Source organism: Symploca atlantica LB2515 (assembly GCF_052546295.1).
On record NZ_JBQWMT010000001.1, the window covers coordinates 6,072,705 to 6,088,400 of the forward strand.

Annotated in this window: 14 protein-coding genes; 6 read left to right on the plus strand and 8 right to left on the minus strand. The window is 44.9% G+C overall.

The genetic code is table 11. The features are described from left to right. Positions 1 to 329: 329 nt before the first annotated feature. The 3 genes from ACT7WV_RS25240 to ACT7WV_RS25250 form a co-directional block, all read right to left on the minus strand. The gene (locus tag ACT7WV_RS25240) at positions 330 to 1,343 is read right to left on the minus strand and encodes a type IV pilin-like G/H family protein (RefSeq protein ID WP_445105508.1); all 1,014 of its coding nucleotides are present in this window, start codon (positions 1,341 to 1,343) and stop codon (positions 330 to 332) included. Positions 1,344 to 1,490: 147 nt separating this feature from the next. Continuing rightward, positions 1,491 to 2,780, minus strand: a complete 1,290-nt coding sequence (locus tag ACT7WV_RS25245; RefSeq protein WP_445105509.1) for a Glu/Leu/Phe/Val family dehydrogenase — start codon at positions 2,778 to 2,780, stop codon at positions 1,491 to 1,493. 54 nt (positions 2,781 to 2,834) lie between these two features. Further along, complete coding sequence (locus ACT7WV_RS25250; protein WP_445105510.1) at positions 2,835 to 5,165, minus strand: beta strand repeat-containing protein; 2,331 nt, start codon at positions 5,163 to 5,165, stop codon at positions 2,835 to 2,837. Positions 5,166 to 5,278: 113 nt separating this feature from the next. Here ACT7WV_RS25250 and ACT7WV_RS25255 point away from each other — a divergent pair, with 113 nt between their 5' ends. Then, entirely contained in the window at positions 5,279 to 6,490 is a 1,212-nt protein-coding gene (locus ACT7WV_RS25255) for an RNA-guided endonuclease InsQ/TnpB family protein (RefSeq protein ID WP_445101400.1), read from the plus strand. Here ACT7WV_RS25255 and ACT7WV_RS25260 read toward each other — a convergent pair. Continuing rightward, on the minus strand, positions 6,485 to 8,272 hold the full coding sequence (locus ACT7WV_RS25260) for a filamentous hemagglutinin N-terminal domain-containing protein (RefSeq protein ID WP_445105511.1): 1,788 nt from the start codon (positions 8,270 to 8,272) through the stop codon (positions 6,485 to 6,487). The two genes, ACT7WV_RS25255 and ACT7WV_RS25260, sit on opposite strands and share 6 nt — an antisense overlap. A 281-nt stretch (positions 8,273 to 8,553) precedes the next feature. On the opposite strand from ACT7WV_RS25260, the gene ACT7WV_RS25265 reads away from it, so the two are divergent. From ACT7WV_RS25265 to ACT7WV_RS25275, 3 genes are all read left to right on the plus strand, one after another. Continuing rightward, positions 8,554 to 9,156, plus strand: a complete 603-nt coding sequence (locus tag ACT7WV_RS25265; protein ID WP_445105512.1) for a DUF4126 domain-containing protein — start codon at positions 8,554 to 8,556, stop codon at positions 9,154 to 9,156. Positions 9,157 to 9,225: 69 nt separating this feature from the next. Further along, positions 9,226 to 9,555: a DUF4342 domain-containing protein gene (locus tag ACT7WV_RS25270; protein WP_445105513.1), complete on the plus strand. Its 330-nt coding sequence runs from the start codon at positions 9,226 to 9,228 to the stop codon at positions 9,553 to 9,555. Continuing rightward, complete coding sequence (locus ACT7WV_RS25275) at positions 9,548 to 10,531, plus strand: RluA family pseudouridine synthase (RefSeq protein ID WP_445105514.1); 984 nt, start codon at positions 9,548 to 9,550, stop codon at positions 10,529 to 10,531. The genes ACT7WV_RS25270 and ACT7WV_RS25275 overlap by 8 nt, the downstream gene beginning before the upstream one ends. Here ACT7WV_RS25275 and ACT7WV_RS25280 read toward each other — a convergent pair. From ACT7WV_RS25280 to ACT7WV_RS25295, 4 genes are all read right to left on the minus strand, one after another. Next, entirely contained in the window at positions 10,523 to 11,284 is a 762-nt protein-coding gene (locus tag ACT7WV_RS25280) for a phycobilisome rod-core linker polypeptide (RefSeq protein ID WP_445105515.1), read from the minus strand. The two genes, ACT7WV_RS25275 and ACT7WV_RS25280, sit on opposite strands and share 9 nt — an antisense overlap. Before the next feature lie 199 nt (positions 11,285 to 11,483). Next, the gene (locus tag ACT7WV_RS25285) at positions 11,484 to 12,071 is read right to left on the minus strand and encodes a hypothetical protein (RefSeq protein WP_445105516.1); all 588 of its coding nucleotides are present in this window, start codon (positions 12,069 to 12,071) and stop codon (positions 11,484 to 11,486) included. Further along, entirely contained in the window at positions 12,028 to 12,642 is a 615-nt protein-coding gene (locus ACT7WV_RS25290; RefSeq protein WP_445105517.1) for a phycobiliprotein lyase, read from the minus strand. The genes ACT7WV_RS25285 and ACT7WV_RS25290 overlap by 44 nt, the downstream gene beginning before the upstream one ends. Before the next feature lie 304 nt (positions 12,643 to 12,946). Continuing rightward, positions 12,947 to 13,798, minus strand: coding sequence for a coiled-coil domain-containing protein (locus ACT7WV_RS25295; protein ID WP_445105518.1), 852 nt, complete (start codon positions 13,796 to 13,798; stop codon positions 12,947 to 12,949). A 400-nt stretch (positions 13,799 to 14,198) separates the two neighbouring features. Here ACT7WV_RS25295 and ACT7WV_RS25300 point away from each other — a divergent pair, with 400 nt between their 5' ends. Continuing rightward, a complete protein-coding gene (locus ACT7WV_RS25300; RefSeq protein ID WP_445105519.1) occupies positions 14,199 to 14,534 on the plus strand; it encodes a thioredoxin family protein in 336 nt (111 codons plus the stop codon). 109 nt (positions 14,535 to 14,643) lie between these two features. Further along, entirely contained in the window at positions 14,644 to 15,678 is a 1,035-nt protein-coding gene (locus tag ACT7WV_RS25305) for a glycosyl hydrolase (protein WP_445105520.1), read from the plus strand. Positions 15,679 to 15,696 lie beyond the last annotated feature (18 nt).

Consider the following 15,696-nt stretch of genomic DNA (forward strand, 5'->3'; position numbering starts at 1 on the left):
AAGTTAGAATCAAAATTTTTATAAATAATAGGATTTATCAAAATTTTTAAAGAGCATTTTTTGCTCTGTGTAAATTATACAAAATCTCAGGGGTCTGAAAGAAATGAGGCTTCTCTAGACCGCGAAGATAGTAACGATGATGGTTATTCAAGTCAATTTGAGGGTAATTCATCTGGTGCCTTGACAGTTCAAATTGACCGGAGCAAATCAAAACTGTTATTTTGGCTGCTCAATAGACATGAAATACCTGAGCATTGGGTTTTCTAGAGAGCAGTTAGAAGGCAAGACAATTTAAAAATCATTACCACCAGCAACTTGTGCTTTAGTAGTTATTTGAATTCCTGCTGTTTCTCTCCTAGAGAGTGAGAAGCTTCTGGACATTGAATTTCTGAGCCGTTCCTCGGTGCAGTTGGCATTGCTGGTGGTGTCATGGAGGGTTGATTAGTTTCACAAATCTGAGTGACGGTAGTAGCTTCTCCCTCGGCGTTTTCAGTGACGAACACAGCACCTGTGTAACTAGGGAGTTCGGCGCTTTTGGCAACAGCCGTGATCATGACACTCTGCATATTATCTCCCTGTGAGCTAATTTTATAGCTGTACGACTCAGTTTCTGTTCTCAGCCCGATACTAACTTCCTCAATATTGGTAGCAAATTTACCTTGTTCTAGATAGTAAGCTTGCTGCACTCTAGTAAGAGCAAAGAGATATTTTTTTGCTTCATCTTGCGGCGTCTCAGTTGTCTGGTTATCTGAATCCTCTAGTGCTGCCAAATCAATCACCTGAATATTCTCAGGAACAGTTGTTGATGGAGAGGTTTTTTCAAATACAGTTGCTTGAGTTCCAAATGCTGTTGGTCTAGGTACTCCAGGTTCAACTCCCTCCAATTCTAGGCGCAGTTGACCATCATCAGTAAATTCAAATATTGTCAAAGCTTGTTCTTGAGAATTTATTTGAATATCAAGCTGCATAGGTTGAGTAGTAAGATTTATTTGGTAATTAGCCTGAAGAGCAACAGAAGAACCATTAGGTGTTGGCAATACAAAAAATAAATCACCATTTGGTGCAAAAATAAAGGCGAGTACCTCACCTGATTCAGGATCTTTTATTTGCCAGTACCCTAACAATTGTTCAGCAACCGTCTGCGTTGTGGAACTGTCTTGCTCTTGTGCTAGTGTAAACGCAGTCGCAGTTTGGCTAGTTCCCTGGAAGAGTATCGCAGGCTGAGTAACTAACGATGTCTCTAAGGCAGTTACTACAACGGCAAACATTCCTGTGGTGATTAACTTGCCAGAAGCTGCCAAAAGTTGCCAGTGTTTCAGCAGATTACCAATAATCCGACTCATAAAAAATAAAGTATAGAAACTGACTGGATTTTAACAGTCAGCCGTACCTTAGACTTCATGCCTGGGATCGATTATCAATTATCTCTCTTTACTCATCTATATTTGATGGTGAGAACTTAGGCAGCACACCTCAAGGATATCGGATCATTAAATGCTATTGATGTAGTAATCTCTCGTACCACCAGCATCAAGTGATTCTCCCAAGCGATTTAAGGCATGAACATAAGCTGCTGTCCGCATCGAAATGTCTAATTCCTGAGAAATTGACCAAATTCTCTCAGTTTCTTCTACCATTTTTGCTTTGAGGCGTTGATTAACTTCTTCAAGCTTCCAATACAGTCCACTGCGATTTTGTAGCCATTCAAAATAGCTAACTGTTACGCCTCCTGCATTGACTAAAATATCAGGAACAACATAAATGCCTCTGGCTGCCAAAATGTTGTCAGCAGCAGAAGTTATCGGTCCGTTAGCTACTTCAAAGATGTATTTGGCTTTGACATCATAGACATTTTCTTCAGTAATTTGGTTTTCCAATGCAGCAGGAATGAGAATATCAACATCTAAAGCTAAGAGTTCCTGATTGGTCAAAACTTCATGTTCAACAATGTTACAAACACTGCCTTCACAATAGACTGCTTTAATACCCTTGCTTGAGGCTTTATATTGACGAATACTGGGAATATTTAAGCCTTTTTTGGCGTAAATTCCTCCTTGAGAATCGCTGATTGCTACAACTTTATAACCTGCTTGAGAAAGGAGTTCCGCTAGCACAGCACCAGCGTTACCAAATCCTTGTACTGCCACAGTTGTTTCATTTGGCAGTCGTTTAAATTTAGGCATGATTGATTCAATCACAAAGAAAGCACCAGTAGCTGTGGCTTCTTCTCTGCCAACACTTCCCCCAATGGACAAGGGTTTACCCGTGACTACTGCTAGGCTGATATGACGGCGGATGATACAGTATTGATCCATCATCCAGCCCATAATCATTGAGTTGGTATAAACATCGGGGGCCAGAATATCGACATCAGGGCCAATAAAGTCTGCGATCGCATCTATATAACCCCGACTAAGGCGTTCTAATTCTAGCTTAGATAATTCTTTGGGATTAAGGGTAATACCGCCCTTGCCACCTCCAAAAGGTAGATCTAAAACGGCACATTTAAAAGTCATCCAAAATGCTAAAGATTGTACTTCATCTAAAGAAACTTTGGGATGATAGCGTACACCACCTTTAGCGGGGCCTCTGGTGTTGTCATAGCGAACTCGATAGCCCTGAAAAATTTGTAAAGAGCCATCATCCATCCGCACAGGAATGGAAACAGTTAAACTTGCTTTGGGATACTTTAAGCGTGCGATCGCATCCTCGGAAATTGAAACATATTTCAGAGCTTTTTCTAATCTTTTACTAGCATCAGCAAATAATGAATCAGACATGCTTGAGTTCTCCTGTGGGTGGTTAATGGAAACATTAAGACCATTCCCTTTTACTTATTCAGGACATTCTCGACTGAGTACTAACTCCCCATTAGGCAGTCGATACACTCCTTGAGGTTCAATAATTGGGTCACCTTCCTGCCAAGTGCGAGATGGTGGAGTATCGGATTCAGAGGGTATATTGCGTATTGTCCCCAGAGGAAAAATGGAAGTTTGGGCATCTCCAGGACGTTCTGCAAAGCCGCCAGTACCTGTGATGAAAAAAGTACTTTCCGGTTGTTCAGTGCGCGCAATACAGCTAGAAGCGATTAACTCTTCGGTATTAATTAGATTATCTCTTACTGGAGTAATACCATTTTGGATGGCACTCACGTCAGGTAAGTCAATATTTCCTTCCACAGCACCACTGGCGTTAATATCAACGCGATCGTTATTATCTAAGGTTTCGGGGTCAGTATTTTTGGCTGCTGGTTGGAAGTTTTCACCGAAGAATGCGGGAGTATTGAAGGTAATATCTCCTCCTCTTCCATCTTGGGCAAAGGCAAGGATGTCGCTGTCGTCGTAGGCGATAACTGAGTCAGCATTTATGGTGATGTTACCGCCGCCGCCTGCACCACTGAAGACGCTGGTAGTGATATCACCATCTTCGTAGAGGCGAATATCGGAGGCTGTAATATTGATGGCACCTCCGGCTGATTGAGTGGAAGCTGTAGTAATATCGCTGTTGTTAAGTGTGAGGGTTTCGGCTACGGTGATATCTATGCCGCCTGCTTTACCTGTACCTTGACTATTAGCAGAAATTTGGGAGCGATCGCTTAAGGAAAGGGTATTGGTATTAAGGGTGATCGTACCGCCAACACCTGTAGAGTTAGAGCTGGTGTTAGCAAACAATCCACTTTCTCCATTGCCTTGTCTCCTGGCAATGCTAACAGAATCAAGCTGATTGACAGGAACGGGATTACGACCTGACAAGGAGATGCGATTAGCATTAAGCATGATGTTGCCAGCTTGCCCGTCCCTCTGGGTAGACGTAATTATCTGTCCACCATTAACCGCTGCAAAACTATCAGCATTGACAGTAATATCACCGCCGCGTTCAGAACTGACAGTACGTGCATCAACTACTGCACCGTCTGCGACGTAGACAAAAGGAGCCGACACAGTAATTGTGCCACCGCGTCCCTGTCCTGCGGTCAGGGTGCTGATTAACCCAGAGCTTCCATTTCTACTGATTCCCTCTAGAAAAACTGCCTCATTTGCCCGAATAATCACATTGCCTGCATTCCCTTGTCCGAATGTGTCAGCATTCAGTCCCCCCCCATTAGTCAAGAACAGCGAATCTGTGCTGATGTCGATATTGCCACCTTTGCCCACACCTGTCCGATCTACATTGCTGAAGACACCACTGCTCAGTTCTCCAATCTCGCTGACTCCGTCAAAGACAACCTGCTCGCTTGCTTGAATAATGACCTTACCCGCATCTCCTTGCCCACGAGTTGCAGCAACTAGTTGCGCTCCATTGGTCAGAAAAAGTGAGCTTGTCGAGATTTCCACATTGCCACCTTTTCCAGTAGCTCCTGATTGCACGCTACTAAATATGCTGGTGGCAAACCTTCCATCGGAGCTTTCTCCGTCAAATGCAACCCAATCCCTGACCTGGATAATGACATTACCTGCGTCCCCTTCTCCCTCAGTTGCTGAGAGCAATTGTGCTCCACCTTGTACCAAGAGTGAGCCAGCAGTAATCTCAACATTACCACCTGTGCCAATAGCTCCTTCTTCTACTGTACTGCCAGCAACACTACCAAACTGGAGATCGGGCGTAGTACCTGCGAACAAGACTCCATCGCGTACCTTGATAATGACACTTCCGGCATTCCCTTGAGCTGAAGTATCAGCAGTCAATTGTGCTCCATCGGTGACGCTAAGAGAACCTGCCGTAATTTCAACGTTGCCTCCTTGACCAACGCCATCATCTCTTACATTGCTAAAGGCACCCGTGGAAGGGTTTCCATCTTCCGCAACTCCTGTAAAGGAAACAGCATCGCGGGCAGTGATGAAGATACTTCCAGCGTCGCCACGCCCTCGAGTTCGGGTGATTAATTGAGCGCCACTAGTGAATGAGAGAGTATTTGTGATGATAGTAATATTGCCGCCTTGGCCGACTCCTCCTCGCTCTATGCTGCTAGCGAACGGCGTCTCTGCATCAGAGAAAATATGATCGCGGGCATTAATAATGATATTGCCTGCGTTGCCTTGTCCAGATGTTTGAGCGTATACCTCCGATTTATTTGTTGCCATAAGCGAACCAGTGGTGATTTCGATATTACCACCGTTACCAATTGCCCCCTCATCAACATCGCTGTAGATACCTGATCGCTCCAAAGTTACGCGATCGCTAGCGTTAATAATGACCGAAAATAATGGGATTCAAGCCTCCCCCCTTCCAGGGGGACTTTGTTTATGATATGTTTTTGATGTAGGTTTTTCCACGTCAAATGATTGTCTTAGAGTTCAAGGCTAAGGGAAAAACAACTCAATACGCTGCTATAGATGAGGCGATTAGAACCGCTCAATTCGTCCGCAACAAAGTTATCCGTCACTGGATGGATAATCGAGGTGTAGGACAAAAAGAGCTGTATCGCTACAACACTAAGCTCAGAGCTGAGTTTCAATTCGTGAAAGCCTTGAACTCTCATGCTTGTCAGGTTGCAGTTGAAAGAGCCTATAGCGCTATTGCTCGGTTCTACAGCAATTGTAAGAAGGCTATTCCAGGGAAGAAAGGCTATCCAACGTTTAAGAAAAATTGTCGATCACTCGAGTACAAAACTTCAGGATGGTCGCTTTCTGCCACCCGAAAACAAATCACTTTCACGGATAAGAAAGGGATTGGCAAGCTTAAACTCAAAGGGACGTGGGATTTAAACTACTACCAGTTAGAACAGATAAAACGAGTTAGGTTAGTGCGTCGTGCCGATGGGTACTATGTTCAGTTCTTGGTAAGTGCCGAGAACAAAGTAGACATTAACCCAACAGGTAAAACTATTGGATTAGATGTTGGACTCAAAGAGTTCTACACCGATAGCAATGGACACACTGAAGCTAATCCTAGGTTTTATCGAACAGGCGAGAAGCGGCTGAGGTTTAGACAACGCCGTGTTTCTCGCAAGAAAAAAGGCTCAGCCAACCGTAAAAAAGCCATTAATCGACTAGGACGAGTACACCTCAGAATAAGTAGGCAACGTGAAGAACACGCCAAAAGACTGGCGCGTTGCGTAATCCAATCTAACGATTTGGTAGCCTATGAAGATTTGAGGATTAGAAACTTAGTTAAAAATCATTGTCTTGCCAAATCTATTAATGATGCAGGTTGGTATCAATTCAGGAAGTGGCTAGAGTATTTCGGGGTTAAGTTTGGCAAGATAACTATTGCGGTTAATCCTTCCTACACTTCGCAAAAATGCTCTAGTTGTGGCACTCTTGTCAAAAAGTCCCTATCGATGAGAACCCATATTTGTCAGTGTGGGTTCGTGTTAGATAGAGACTGGAACGCCGCTATCAACATCCTGAAATCAGCCTTGAGTACCACAGGGCATGTGGGAACTTGGGTCATCAACCCGAACGCTTTGGGAGATTCGACCTCTACTTTGATTGGAGAAATCCTGTTAAAGCAAGTTGGGTCTATGAACAAAGAATCTCCGCACTTATAGGACGGAGAGTGTCAAGTTACCAGAACTGCCCTGTCCAAAGGTACTAGCAAACAGTCGAGCATTATCCAGAGCAAGTGAGCCAGTAGTAATTTCGATGTTGCCAGAACTGCCGCGTCCGAAGGTACTAGAAAGCAGTCGAGCATCATCTAGAGCAAGTGAGCCAGTAGTAATTTCGATGTTGCCTCCCCGGCCTTCCGCATTTTGTCCCACAAAGCTCAAGGCATCAGCTTGGTTAAATACGACGCGGTCGCGGGCATTAATAATAATACTGCCTGCACTCCCCAGTCCTTGAGTACTGGCATTCAGTCTTGCCTCATTGGTGACGGAAAGCAAATTTGTGGTGATTTCGATGTTGCCTCCTCTACCTTCAGCCCCTATAACCACTCCCGTGGAGGCATTACTAGAACCAGCCCCACTAGTGCCATCGAACAGAACAGTATCACGGGCGCGAATAGTTATATTCCCTGCATTGCCTTGTCCGCGAGTTCTAGAAATGATTGCACCGCCATTCGTGACGGCGAGTGAGCCGGTGTTGATTGTAATATCCCCAGCATTTCCCTCGGCACCGTCTAGCACTTCAGCAAAAAGGACGCTACCAATTTCTCCACGGGGAATTAGCCTAGTTCCATCTAAAGAGACTGTATCGCGGGCATCGATGATAATATCGCCTGCATTACCTTGTCCAAATAGACTCGTATCTAGTTGCGCCCCCTTGGTGAGTGAAAGTGAACCTGTCGTAATGAGAACATCACCACTATTACCAATTGCGCCCCCAAATACAGCATTGAAAACTGTCGCTTCATCGAGTCGGATCGCTTCAGCATTAAGGACGATATCACCAGCTTGACTATCTGGGTAACCTAATCCATTGAATATCCCGGCCCGCAGAATGCTATCTTCAATATCAATATTGCGACCTGTAATGGCAATATCACCCTTGTTATCGGAGGAAACATCTATTAGAACACCATTGGTAAATAAAACATCAGCTCGTTCTATTTCTTCTGGAAATATCAAGCTACCATCGGGATTTAAACCAACCTGTCCTGTTCCCGCCACTGCACCAATTTCAATTCGTCCCCCGAAGGCATTCAATCCTGCTCCTACACCACCACCATCAATACTGACATTTCCGCCCAATAGGGTCAGACTTTCTCCATTGGGAACCCGCAAACCTAAAAAGCTACTTCCTGGTGGACTTGGTGCCACCGAACTACTCGCAATATTCCCCGCCGGAATCTGATTAAAAAACAAAGCTGAAGGATTAACCGTCAGCAGTTGTGCCGGAACTTGCGGATTAAGGGCACTAAAAAAGCCATTTTCACCAAATGCGATCGCATCCGCAGTCGTCCCCAAAAATGAACCACCGACATCCAAACTGGAATTAGGCCCAAAAATAATCCCATTAGGATTAAGCAAAAACAAGTTAGGATTAGAATCTCCAAAAGTACCCAGAGTTCCTAAGATTTCAGAAGGATTGCCACCAGTAACACGAGAAAGTATATTTTCAATCCCAGCAGGACTGAAAAAATAAGCGCCTCGCCCTTCCTCAATATTAAATTCTTCAAAACTGTGAAATAGATTAGCCCCACGAGCCGCACCCCCATCAATGCGGTCATTAATTTGATCAACAGGAGTAACTACCGAACTCTCTGCCCCTAGCGTACTATCCGGCGTAATTTCAGCAAAAACGCCACTTCCAGACAATACAATTGCCGCACCAGCCAACGAACTAGCTAATCCCCACTGCCAACACCGACTGCTATAACTGAGCCTGATCACAAGACTTGTATTTAGAGTAGACGCCAACAGCTTATCACCGCAATTTCCTGATACGCCCCTCTGGAGCCAATTAACCAGAAAATTTCTTAACAAATCATTGCCAGTGACTTGATTAAACTACAGAAAATCGTATACTATGCTAAGTTTTGATTATACGGAATCACCCAACTCTGATTTTAAATTATAAAGATTTAAAAGCTTTATCAGATAAAGGTTTCAGAGTTATTGCAACTACCATAGCTTAGGCAGTGAGCCACCAGTTGACTTAGCAGAAGGAAAACATGATTGAGCTCCTAGCTGCACTTTCAGTTTCAGCAGCGGCAGGAATGAGAATTGCCCTGCCCCTTCTCGTGATTGGTTTGTTGCATAGTGACGACCTCTGGTCTAGCGTACCGTTACTCTCTCACATTCATCCGCCACTCTTAATTGGTATCCTTACCAGCGGTTCTTTATTTGAACTACTTGGCTCTAAAAGACTATTGGGGCAACGGGTGCTGCAACTTGTCCAGTTATTCTTGAGTCCTTTCGTAGGAGCAATTATGGGCATTACAGTGGCCCAATTTGCCGACGCACCGATCGCTTTTGTCTGGATAGTAGGTGTAGTTAGCAGTTTGTTTGCCCTGGTACTCCAGTTGGTTCAAGTTGGCTGGTTCTTCCGTTTGCGTGGTTTGCCAGTGTGGGCTGCCTTTATTCAGGACTTTTTGTGCGTTTCTTTGGTCCTCTTTGCCTTTGATGCACCTCAACAGGGAGGCTTAATTGCTCTACTACTACTGTGGCTGGCCATTCGCAGTTCTCAGGAATGGTATCGCTGGTATCTGGGGCAAAAGGGTTCCGCTAGTCGTCGTCAATACCAGCGCCAGATGCCTGACTCAAGAGAGTTTTAGAGGGAAAAAGCACTTCCAGAAAGCCGATTATCTTAATAAAATCCAGTAATTTACACGGAGAAATAGAAAATGAACGAGCCACTAGAACGCCCAGAAATAAAAGTTGAATCAACTCCCATAGAACCTGAAGTTGAGATTTCCGACAAAGTTAGTGTAGAAGAATTCAAAATTAGCGGAGATAACCTAGTCGCTAAGGTCAAAGAGTTAATTCATCAAGGTAATATTCGTCGCATCATTATCAAAAATGAACAGGGGCAAGCCCTCATTGAAATTCCTCTGACAGTTGGCGTTGTTGGGGGTGTAGTGGCTGCCGCCTTGTTTCCAGTAATAGCTGCGGTGGGAGCAATTGGTGCTCTTGTTGCTAATGTGACGATAGTTATTGAAAGAAAAGATGAATGATCAAGGAAAGCTAACTCTTCCCATTTCAGAGAATAGTACCTCAGCTCAGGTGCTCTTTTCTGAAGGTGCTAGCGACATAGTTCCCAATCGCCTCGACCGCTATCTTGCTCAAGAATTTCCCGAAATTTCCCGTTCTCGTATCCAAAAACTGCTGGAAACGGGCAACGTCGAGCTTAATGGTCAAGTCTGCACCTCGAAAAAAATAACGGTGCAAGCAGGCGATCGCATTTCCCTGACTATCCCTGAAGCCCAACCCCTGGATGTGCAGGCCGAAGCCATTCCCTTAGACATTCTCTACGAAGACGACTCCCTAATCGCCGTCAACAAGCCAGCAGGCCTAGTTGTCCATCCCGCGCCGGGACACGAGAGTGGCACCCTGGTTAATGCCCTTCTCGCTCACTGCGAGAACCTAGCTGGTATTGGTGGCGTTCAACGACCGGGCATTGTCCATCGCTTGGATAAAGATACCACTGGTGTGATGGTAGTTGCCAAAACTGACCAAGCCCATCAATATTTGCAAGCCCAACTCAAAGCTAAAACCGCGCAAAGGCAATACTTAGGAGTTGTTTACGGTGCTCCATCAGCGGAAAACGGCACAATTAATCAGCCCGTCGGCCGCCATCCCATTGATCGTAAAAAAATGACAATATTGCCAGTGGAGAAGGGCGGACGTACCGCCGTTACCCACTGGCAAATTAGAGAACGATTGGGCAATTACACGTTGATCAATTTTCAACTAGAAACTGGTCGTACCCATCAAATCCGTGTCCACAGTACCTACTTGGGCCATCCCATCGTCGGTGATCCGGTTTACGGTAGGGGTCGTTCTCTAGGCGTCAATCTACCTGGTCAAGCACTCCACGCTTGGCAACTGCGGTTGCAGCATCCGGTTTCTGGAGAGTTGCTAGAGTTGATCGCTCCTCCCCCCCCAGCCTTGACCAAACTCTTACGAATCCTACGGTTACGCTTAGCCTAATCCGCGTCGGTAAGGCACGGAAGCTTCAATGTTGATGTTCTGGGCCGATACCTTGGGAGGCATATTGCCTTTTGCAGAAATTGACCTCGCCATATTTACATATAGAGAGGGGTCGCCTGCTTTTGGCTTTCTGTCTTGTGGGATATAGCGCTTGACTTGGGTCTGCCAGATAATTTGTGGGAAGCCCAGTTTAGCGCGATAGTAGGCGTCGTAGCGCGGAGATGTGATGTTGAAAGGTCTTTCGCCTTGTTCGCGACCAGGTAGCACGCGACGCCGCTGATAGGGGACGGTGCTGTAGCCAAAGTTTTCGATGTATTCTTGGCTATCGAGTAGTTGGTCGACGAAGCCGGAGATACCTTTAGTAGCAACGACAATCGACCAGGCGATTTTTTCCCGTTCGCTGTAAACGTCGCGTCCGAGTACTCGTTGTACACACTGCTCTACGAAACGATAGTTGCTATTTTTTTCGTAGAAACTGTTTCTAAAAGTTTCAGAAAGCAGCAAGCCACGAATAAAGTCTCGCACGGTGATTTGACCATAGCGGAGTTGAGACTCCAGAGCCTTTTGGCGATCCCAAGCAAAAGCATGGAAAAAGATTTGACGGTATGCCGCTTCAATCAAATTACCCATTTCCCCAGAGGACAGCATGTCCTCCGTGTTAAAGATTCTGGGTTGCTCGTCACCTGGAACTAAATATCCGGCTACCCGTTGATTTTGACTCACGGGTTTATAGTCTAATAGAGGAATTGCCATGTTTGTATCTCCCTAATCTTAGAAAATATTACAAACTTTAACTTCTAATATATATAACAAACTCTGTGTCTCTCTATGAATAAAAATAAAGTTTCTTTGGAAGTAAAATACTTCATCAAAGCAGAGCAGTTATTGTTCTGTAAGTTTTTAAATTTAGCAATAACTTAGCAATGATTTGTAATATTTTTCCACAAGAATCTCACAAACAACCCATCCAAAAAGCGAGGGGATTTTTCTTTATTTCACAGTGGGGCCAATTTTGCAAGGAGATTTCCATATCTAACTGCGGCCTGGGTGGTTGCAATCCTAGACCTAAACATAGATGAACAATAATCTCGAAAAACTGCTGACCGTGGCCAGGGTAGCCTAAATGAGCATGAGCGTATTCATGGATAACAATCTTCAACCAATCCTGTGGTGCAGTTCTCCCTACGTCAATAAGGATGACGACAGGACTAACTCCAAGATTACATAAACCGTCAATGCCAAATTTGTTCGCCAAAGGGGTGGCAAAAATGCCTATTGACCGTCTCATGCTGCTAGAGAAGCAGCCATGACAGGCTTCTAGACATCTATTGAGTTCTTGATTAACGGCATCAATGTAATTGCCAATCCAGGTACAAATGCCCTCAAACTCGCTCAAGTCATCGGTAACATCAACCATTCCTGGAGCCAAGGTTAGTTGACGTATAGCATTTAGATAGTGATAACCCCGTAGGAAAGGATCGCTACTAAGGCTGAAATTACCAGCCCAAGACGGAGTAGTGCTGCCTTCTTTCCAAAGCATCTTCTGCTTGCTGCGGTTTGACTTCTACATTGCTGATTTCTTCAAGACTAGATCCCAGACGGGTTTCGACACAGAGTGATGCTGTGCTAAACCCCCCGAAGCGTTTTACAGTACTAGTTCGCATCCGTAAATCTGGGCTAGCAAAAGTGAAGCGCTCTTGAGCACTCATTGTTTCGTACTCGGTAATTAGCACCATCCCACCATCATCATCTATCAGATAATGACCCGCTACTGGCACTATTTCGGCATAACCTTTTTCTCGTAGTAATCTCCCTTGCCTAGGGTTGTCCACATCGGGAACAATCACCATAACTGTGGAGTCTTGATGGTTCTCATCTGTCCGATCCCAAGCCATTGTGCCTTGCCAGCTTACCTGCGCTCCACCAACAGCTAAGCTGGGGTCAACCTGATGTAATTCACAGATCTCAACAACTTTGGCATGGTCAGCACTCAAGGTTCCCACTATAATCTCTGACTCTCCCGTCTCTGCCCGTCTGAAGGGAAGATGATGAGTTGTGCGTTGCGATCGCCATTTTCCAGCACTAAGTTCAAAGAATTCCATTGCATCCATTTAATGGGTCTCCTTGGGAGAATAGGTCACTAAATTAGTTTTTTTAACATTCATTTGCATTTGCTTGATTGTACCAGTTTGTCCCGGCTCTTCTGCCAACTTACCAGAAATATCAAACCCCTATATGCAAGATTTAGCCCGTAATACTGGGACCCATTCAAATTTTGCAACAATAAGAATTCGTAGTGCTTTCACTACAGGAAAACACCACACATTGACAAACAGAGAAGGCTCCCCGACTCTTGGTCTAACCTTGAGCAAGTGAGCAAGTTTAGCTCAACTAAAACCGGGTAGGCAGATAGTACTATCTATCTGAAAAATTGCGGTCACGCCACTTATTTAAAAATCTTTCTCCAATCGTGGCGTTACGCTGCAATTGAGAATTACTTTGCTGTAGCTCAGCAATTAATTTTTCCTTTTGGGTTAGCTGCTGTCGCAGTGATTTTTCGCTTTCTTGTTGTGCCATTTGCTGAACAGACCGCGTTTTTAGTAGAGCTTGGTCTTGGTTAATTTGTTGCTCTAGTGCTGCAACTACCTTAGCTTGTTCTTGCGATTGTTTTTGCAAGGATTGGTAAGCTGCTTGCTGCTGATTGTCTTGCTGCTGGCGACTGTTTAATTCTTCCTGGAGTTGGCTAATTTGCTGTTGTAAATCGGCAATTACTTGCTGTTGTTTTTTTATCTCTTGCTGCGAAGGGGCAGAATTTTGGAGAGGTTTAGGCTGTTGCTTTCGCTGACTTTGCAGTTGCTCCCGGGCCTGGGCGAATTTTTGCTGTAAATCCGCCAGTTCATCCTTTTGGGCTCGGAATTGCTGCTGTAGGTATTCATACTCTTGTGGTAATTTGCTTTGGTCTTCCTGTTGTAGAACCTGGTTCTCCTGATCCTTGGGTTGCACAACGGCTTTTACCAGTTGAGTCTCTCTACCCGCAGTTTCGTCTTCATCAGCTACGGTTTTTAGATCTAACCTAATATCTGCCGAATCACTATTAATCGCAATTCGGCCTCTTACTATACGCTCCAGCAACTCGGAGCGAGATAATCCGGTCTCCTTGGCCAGCACACTTAAGGATTGAATACCTGTTGCTGTCAGGGAAACTCCCATTTTGACTTTAGTTTTACTTGAATGCCCGCCGGGAGAGCCGCGCTTCTTCTTAGGCATTGGTTTCCTCCTCCGCCTATCAGGTGTTATCAGTTAGCAACTTTGGTGTCCCCGCTTTTTCTATCTTCTACACATTTCTTTTTTCTCCGCCCAAATGCTGCTATACCTCACGCTTTGTGCGGGAATTTTAGCTAGATTTGGTTTGCGACCAGCAACCACTAAAGTTAATTATGGTGTTGCTAGATGGGTACCCGATATTAACTTTACCATGTTGCTCACCATTCACCAAAGAAGATTTACCAGGTTCTGGGTTGGGCAAAAATCCTCATTGATAACACATCAATGACAACTCACTTGCTCACTTAGCCCAGTTGATATCCATCCTACTTAATGCGCGGGCTTTACGCCCGATTTTGGTAAGTTAATAACTAACTGAGTAATTTTACGAAGGGAGCTTGCCTTGAGTAGCATTATTGCGATTACGGATGCCGAGTTCGAAACTGAAGTTTTAAAGTCAGAACGACCAGTACTGGTGTACTTTTGGGCAAGTTGGTGTGGCCCTTGCCGCCTAGTATCGCCTACGGTGAATTGGGTAGCTGACAACTATAGCGATCGCCTGAAAGTTGTCAAAATGGAAGTAGACCCCAACCCAAATGCTGTGAGTCAGTATAAGGTTGAAGGTGTTCCTGCCTTGAGGCTATTCAAAGAACAAGAAGTCATCCAATCTCACGAGGGAGCGATCACCAAGCAAGGCTTACAGACGATGCTGGATACTTGCCTTTCGCCAGCTTCCTGAAAAGAATTGACTTTTTAGGTTTTCAGTCAGTTGCTCGCAATCTTACTGCTTTGCCGCTTCAATTAGACCGATTAACATCGGTCTTTTGTCATCGAGCCAGCAGTATGCGATGTTTAGACAAGAATCAAAAATACGCCAGCGACTAAGTGCCGTGCTGCTGACTGGTCTAGCATGGCTATTTATGCTGCTCTTGCTGTGCCAACAATTACAGGGTAGAGAAAAGCCAGCTAACTACCATGCCTCCAGAGAAGCCAGAGCTTTACTTGGCTACCTCTATGGGATTTCCTCAACAAGAATTATCTCCGGTCAACACAACAATCCTAATAAAAACTTTTATACTAACCAAGTCTTCGAGATTACTGGTAAATACCCTGGTTTATGGGGCAACGATTACCGCTACGGTTCCTGGGTACGGTATCGGCAAAAAATGACAAATGAAGCGATCGCACAGTGGAAAAAAGGTTCCCTGGTGACGATTATGTATCATGCCACCCGTCCCATGGATAGCTCAACCGATGGTTGGGGAAGTGTGCAAGGGGAGTTATCTACAGCTGAATGGGAAGAATTAGTGACGCCAGGAACTCCCCTGCATAAGCGATGGCTGAGTCAGATAGATCAGGTTGCCTTTTACTTAAAGCAACTGCGTGATGCCAAGGTGCCAGTTCTCTGGCGTCCCTACCATGAGATGAACGGCGGTTGGTTCTGGTGGGGCAAAAAAACGGGGGAAAACGGCTATAAAAAATTATGGAAATTAATGTACAAACGTTACGTAAATTACCATAAATTGAACAACTTAATTTGGGTGTGGAATCCCAATGCACCCAGAGACGATGCGGATCCCTACGAACTCTACTATCCGGGAGATAAATATGTCGATGTTTTGGCAGCAGACGTTTACAATAACGACTATCGCCAGAGTCATCATGATCAACTACTGAAATTAGGAGGAGGCAAACCCATCGCTCTTGGCGAAGTGGGGGAACTTCCTGATCCGGCGAAACTGCAAACAGAACAGCCCCGATGGGTATGGTTTATGGAATGGAGGGAATACTTAACTGAGAAGAACGATGAGGACTGGATCCACCAAGTCTACAATCATCCTTTCACCCTGACCCTCGATAAGATAGATATTCCTAGACTATAGCCGATGTAAGCAGCGGAT

What these genes read in the sequence shown, in the direction of transcription:
- ACT7WV_RS25240 (WP_445105508.1), bottom strand. Translation starts at nt 1,343, where the DNA reads ATGAGTCGGATTATTGGTAATCTGCTGAAACACTGGCAACTTTTGGCA.
- ACT7WV_RS25245 (WP_445105509.1), bottom strand. Translation starts at nt 2,780, where the DNA reads ATGTCTGATTCATTATTTGCTGATGCTAGTAAAAGATTAGAAAAAGCT.
- ACT7WV_RS25255 (WP_445101400.1), top strand. Translation starts at nt 5,279, where the DNA reads ATGATTGTCTTAGAGTTCAAGGCTAAGGGAAAAACAACTCAATACGCT.
- ACT7WV_RS25265 (WP_445105512.1), top strand. Translation starts at nt 8,554, where the DNA reads ATGATTGAGCTCCTAGCTGCACTTTCAGTTTCAGCAGCGGCAGGAATG.
- ACT7WV_RS25270 (WP_445105513.1), top strand. Translation starts at nt 9,226, where the DNA reads ATGAACGAGCCACTAGAACGCCCAGAAATAAAAGTTGAATCAACTCCC.
- ACT7WV_RS25275 (WP_445105514.1), top strand. Translation starts at nt 9,548, where the DNA reads ATGAATGATCAAGGAAAGCTAACTCTTCCCATTTCAGAGAATAGTACC.
- ACT7WV_RS25280 (WP_445105515.1), bottom strand. Translation starts at nt 11,284, where the DNA reads ATGGCAATTCCTCTATTAGACTATAAACCCGTGAGTCAAAATCAACGG.
- ACT7WV_RS25285 (WP_445105516.1), bottom strand. Translation starts at nt 12,071, where the DNA reads ATGCTTTGGAAAGAAGGCAGCACTACTCCGTCTTGGGCTGGTAATTTC.
- ACT7WV_RS25290 (WP_445105517.1), bottom strand. Translation starts at nt 12,642, where the DNA reads ATGGATGCAATGGAATTCTTTGAACTTAGTGCTGGAAAATGGCGATCG.
- ACT7WV_RS25295 (WP_445105518.1), bottom strand. Translation starts at nt 13,798, where the DNA reads ATGCCTAAGAAGAAGCGCGGCTCTCCCGGCGGGCATTCAAGTAAAACT.
- ACT7WV_RS25305 (WP_445105520.1), top strand. Translation starts at nt 14,644, where the DNA reads ATGTTTAGACAAGAATCAAAAATACGCCAGCGACTAAGTGCCGTGCTG.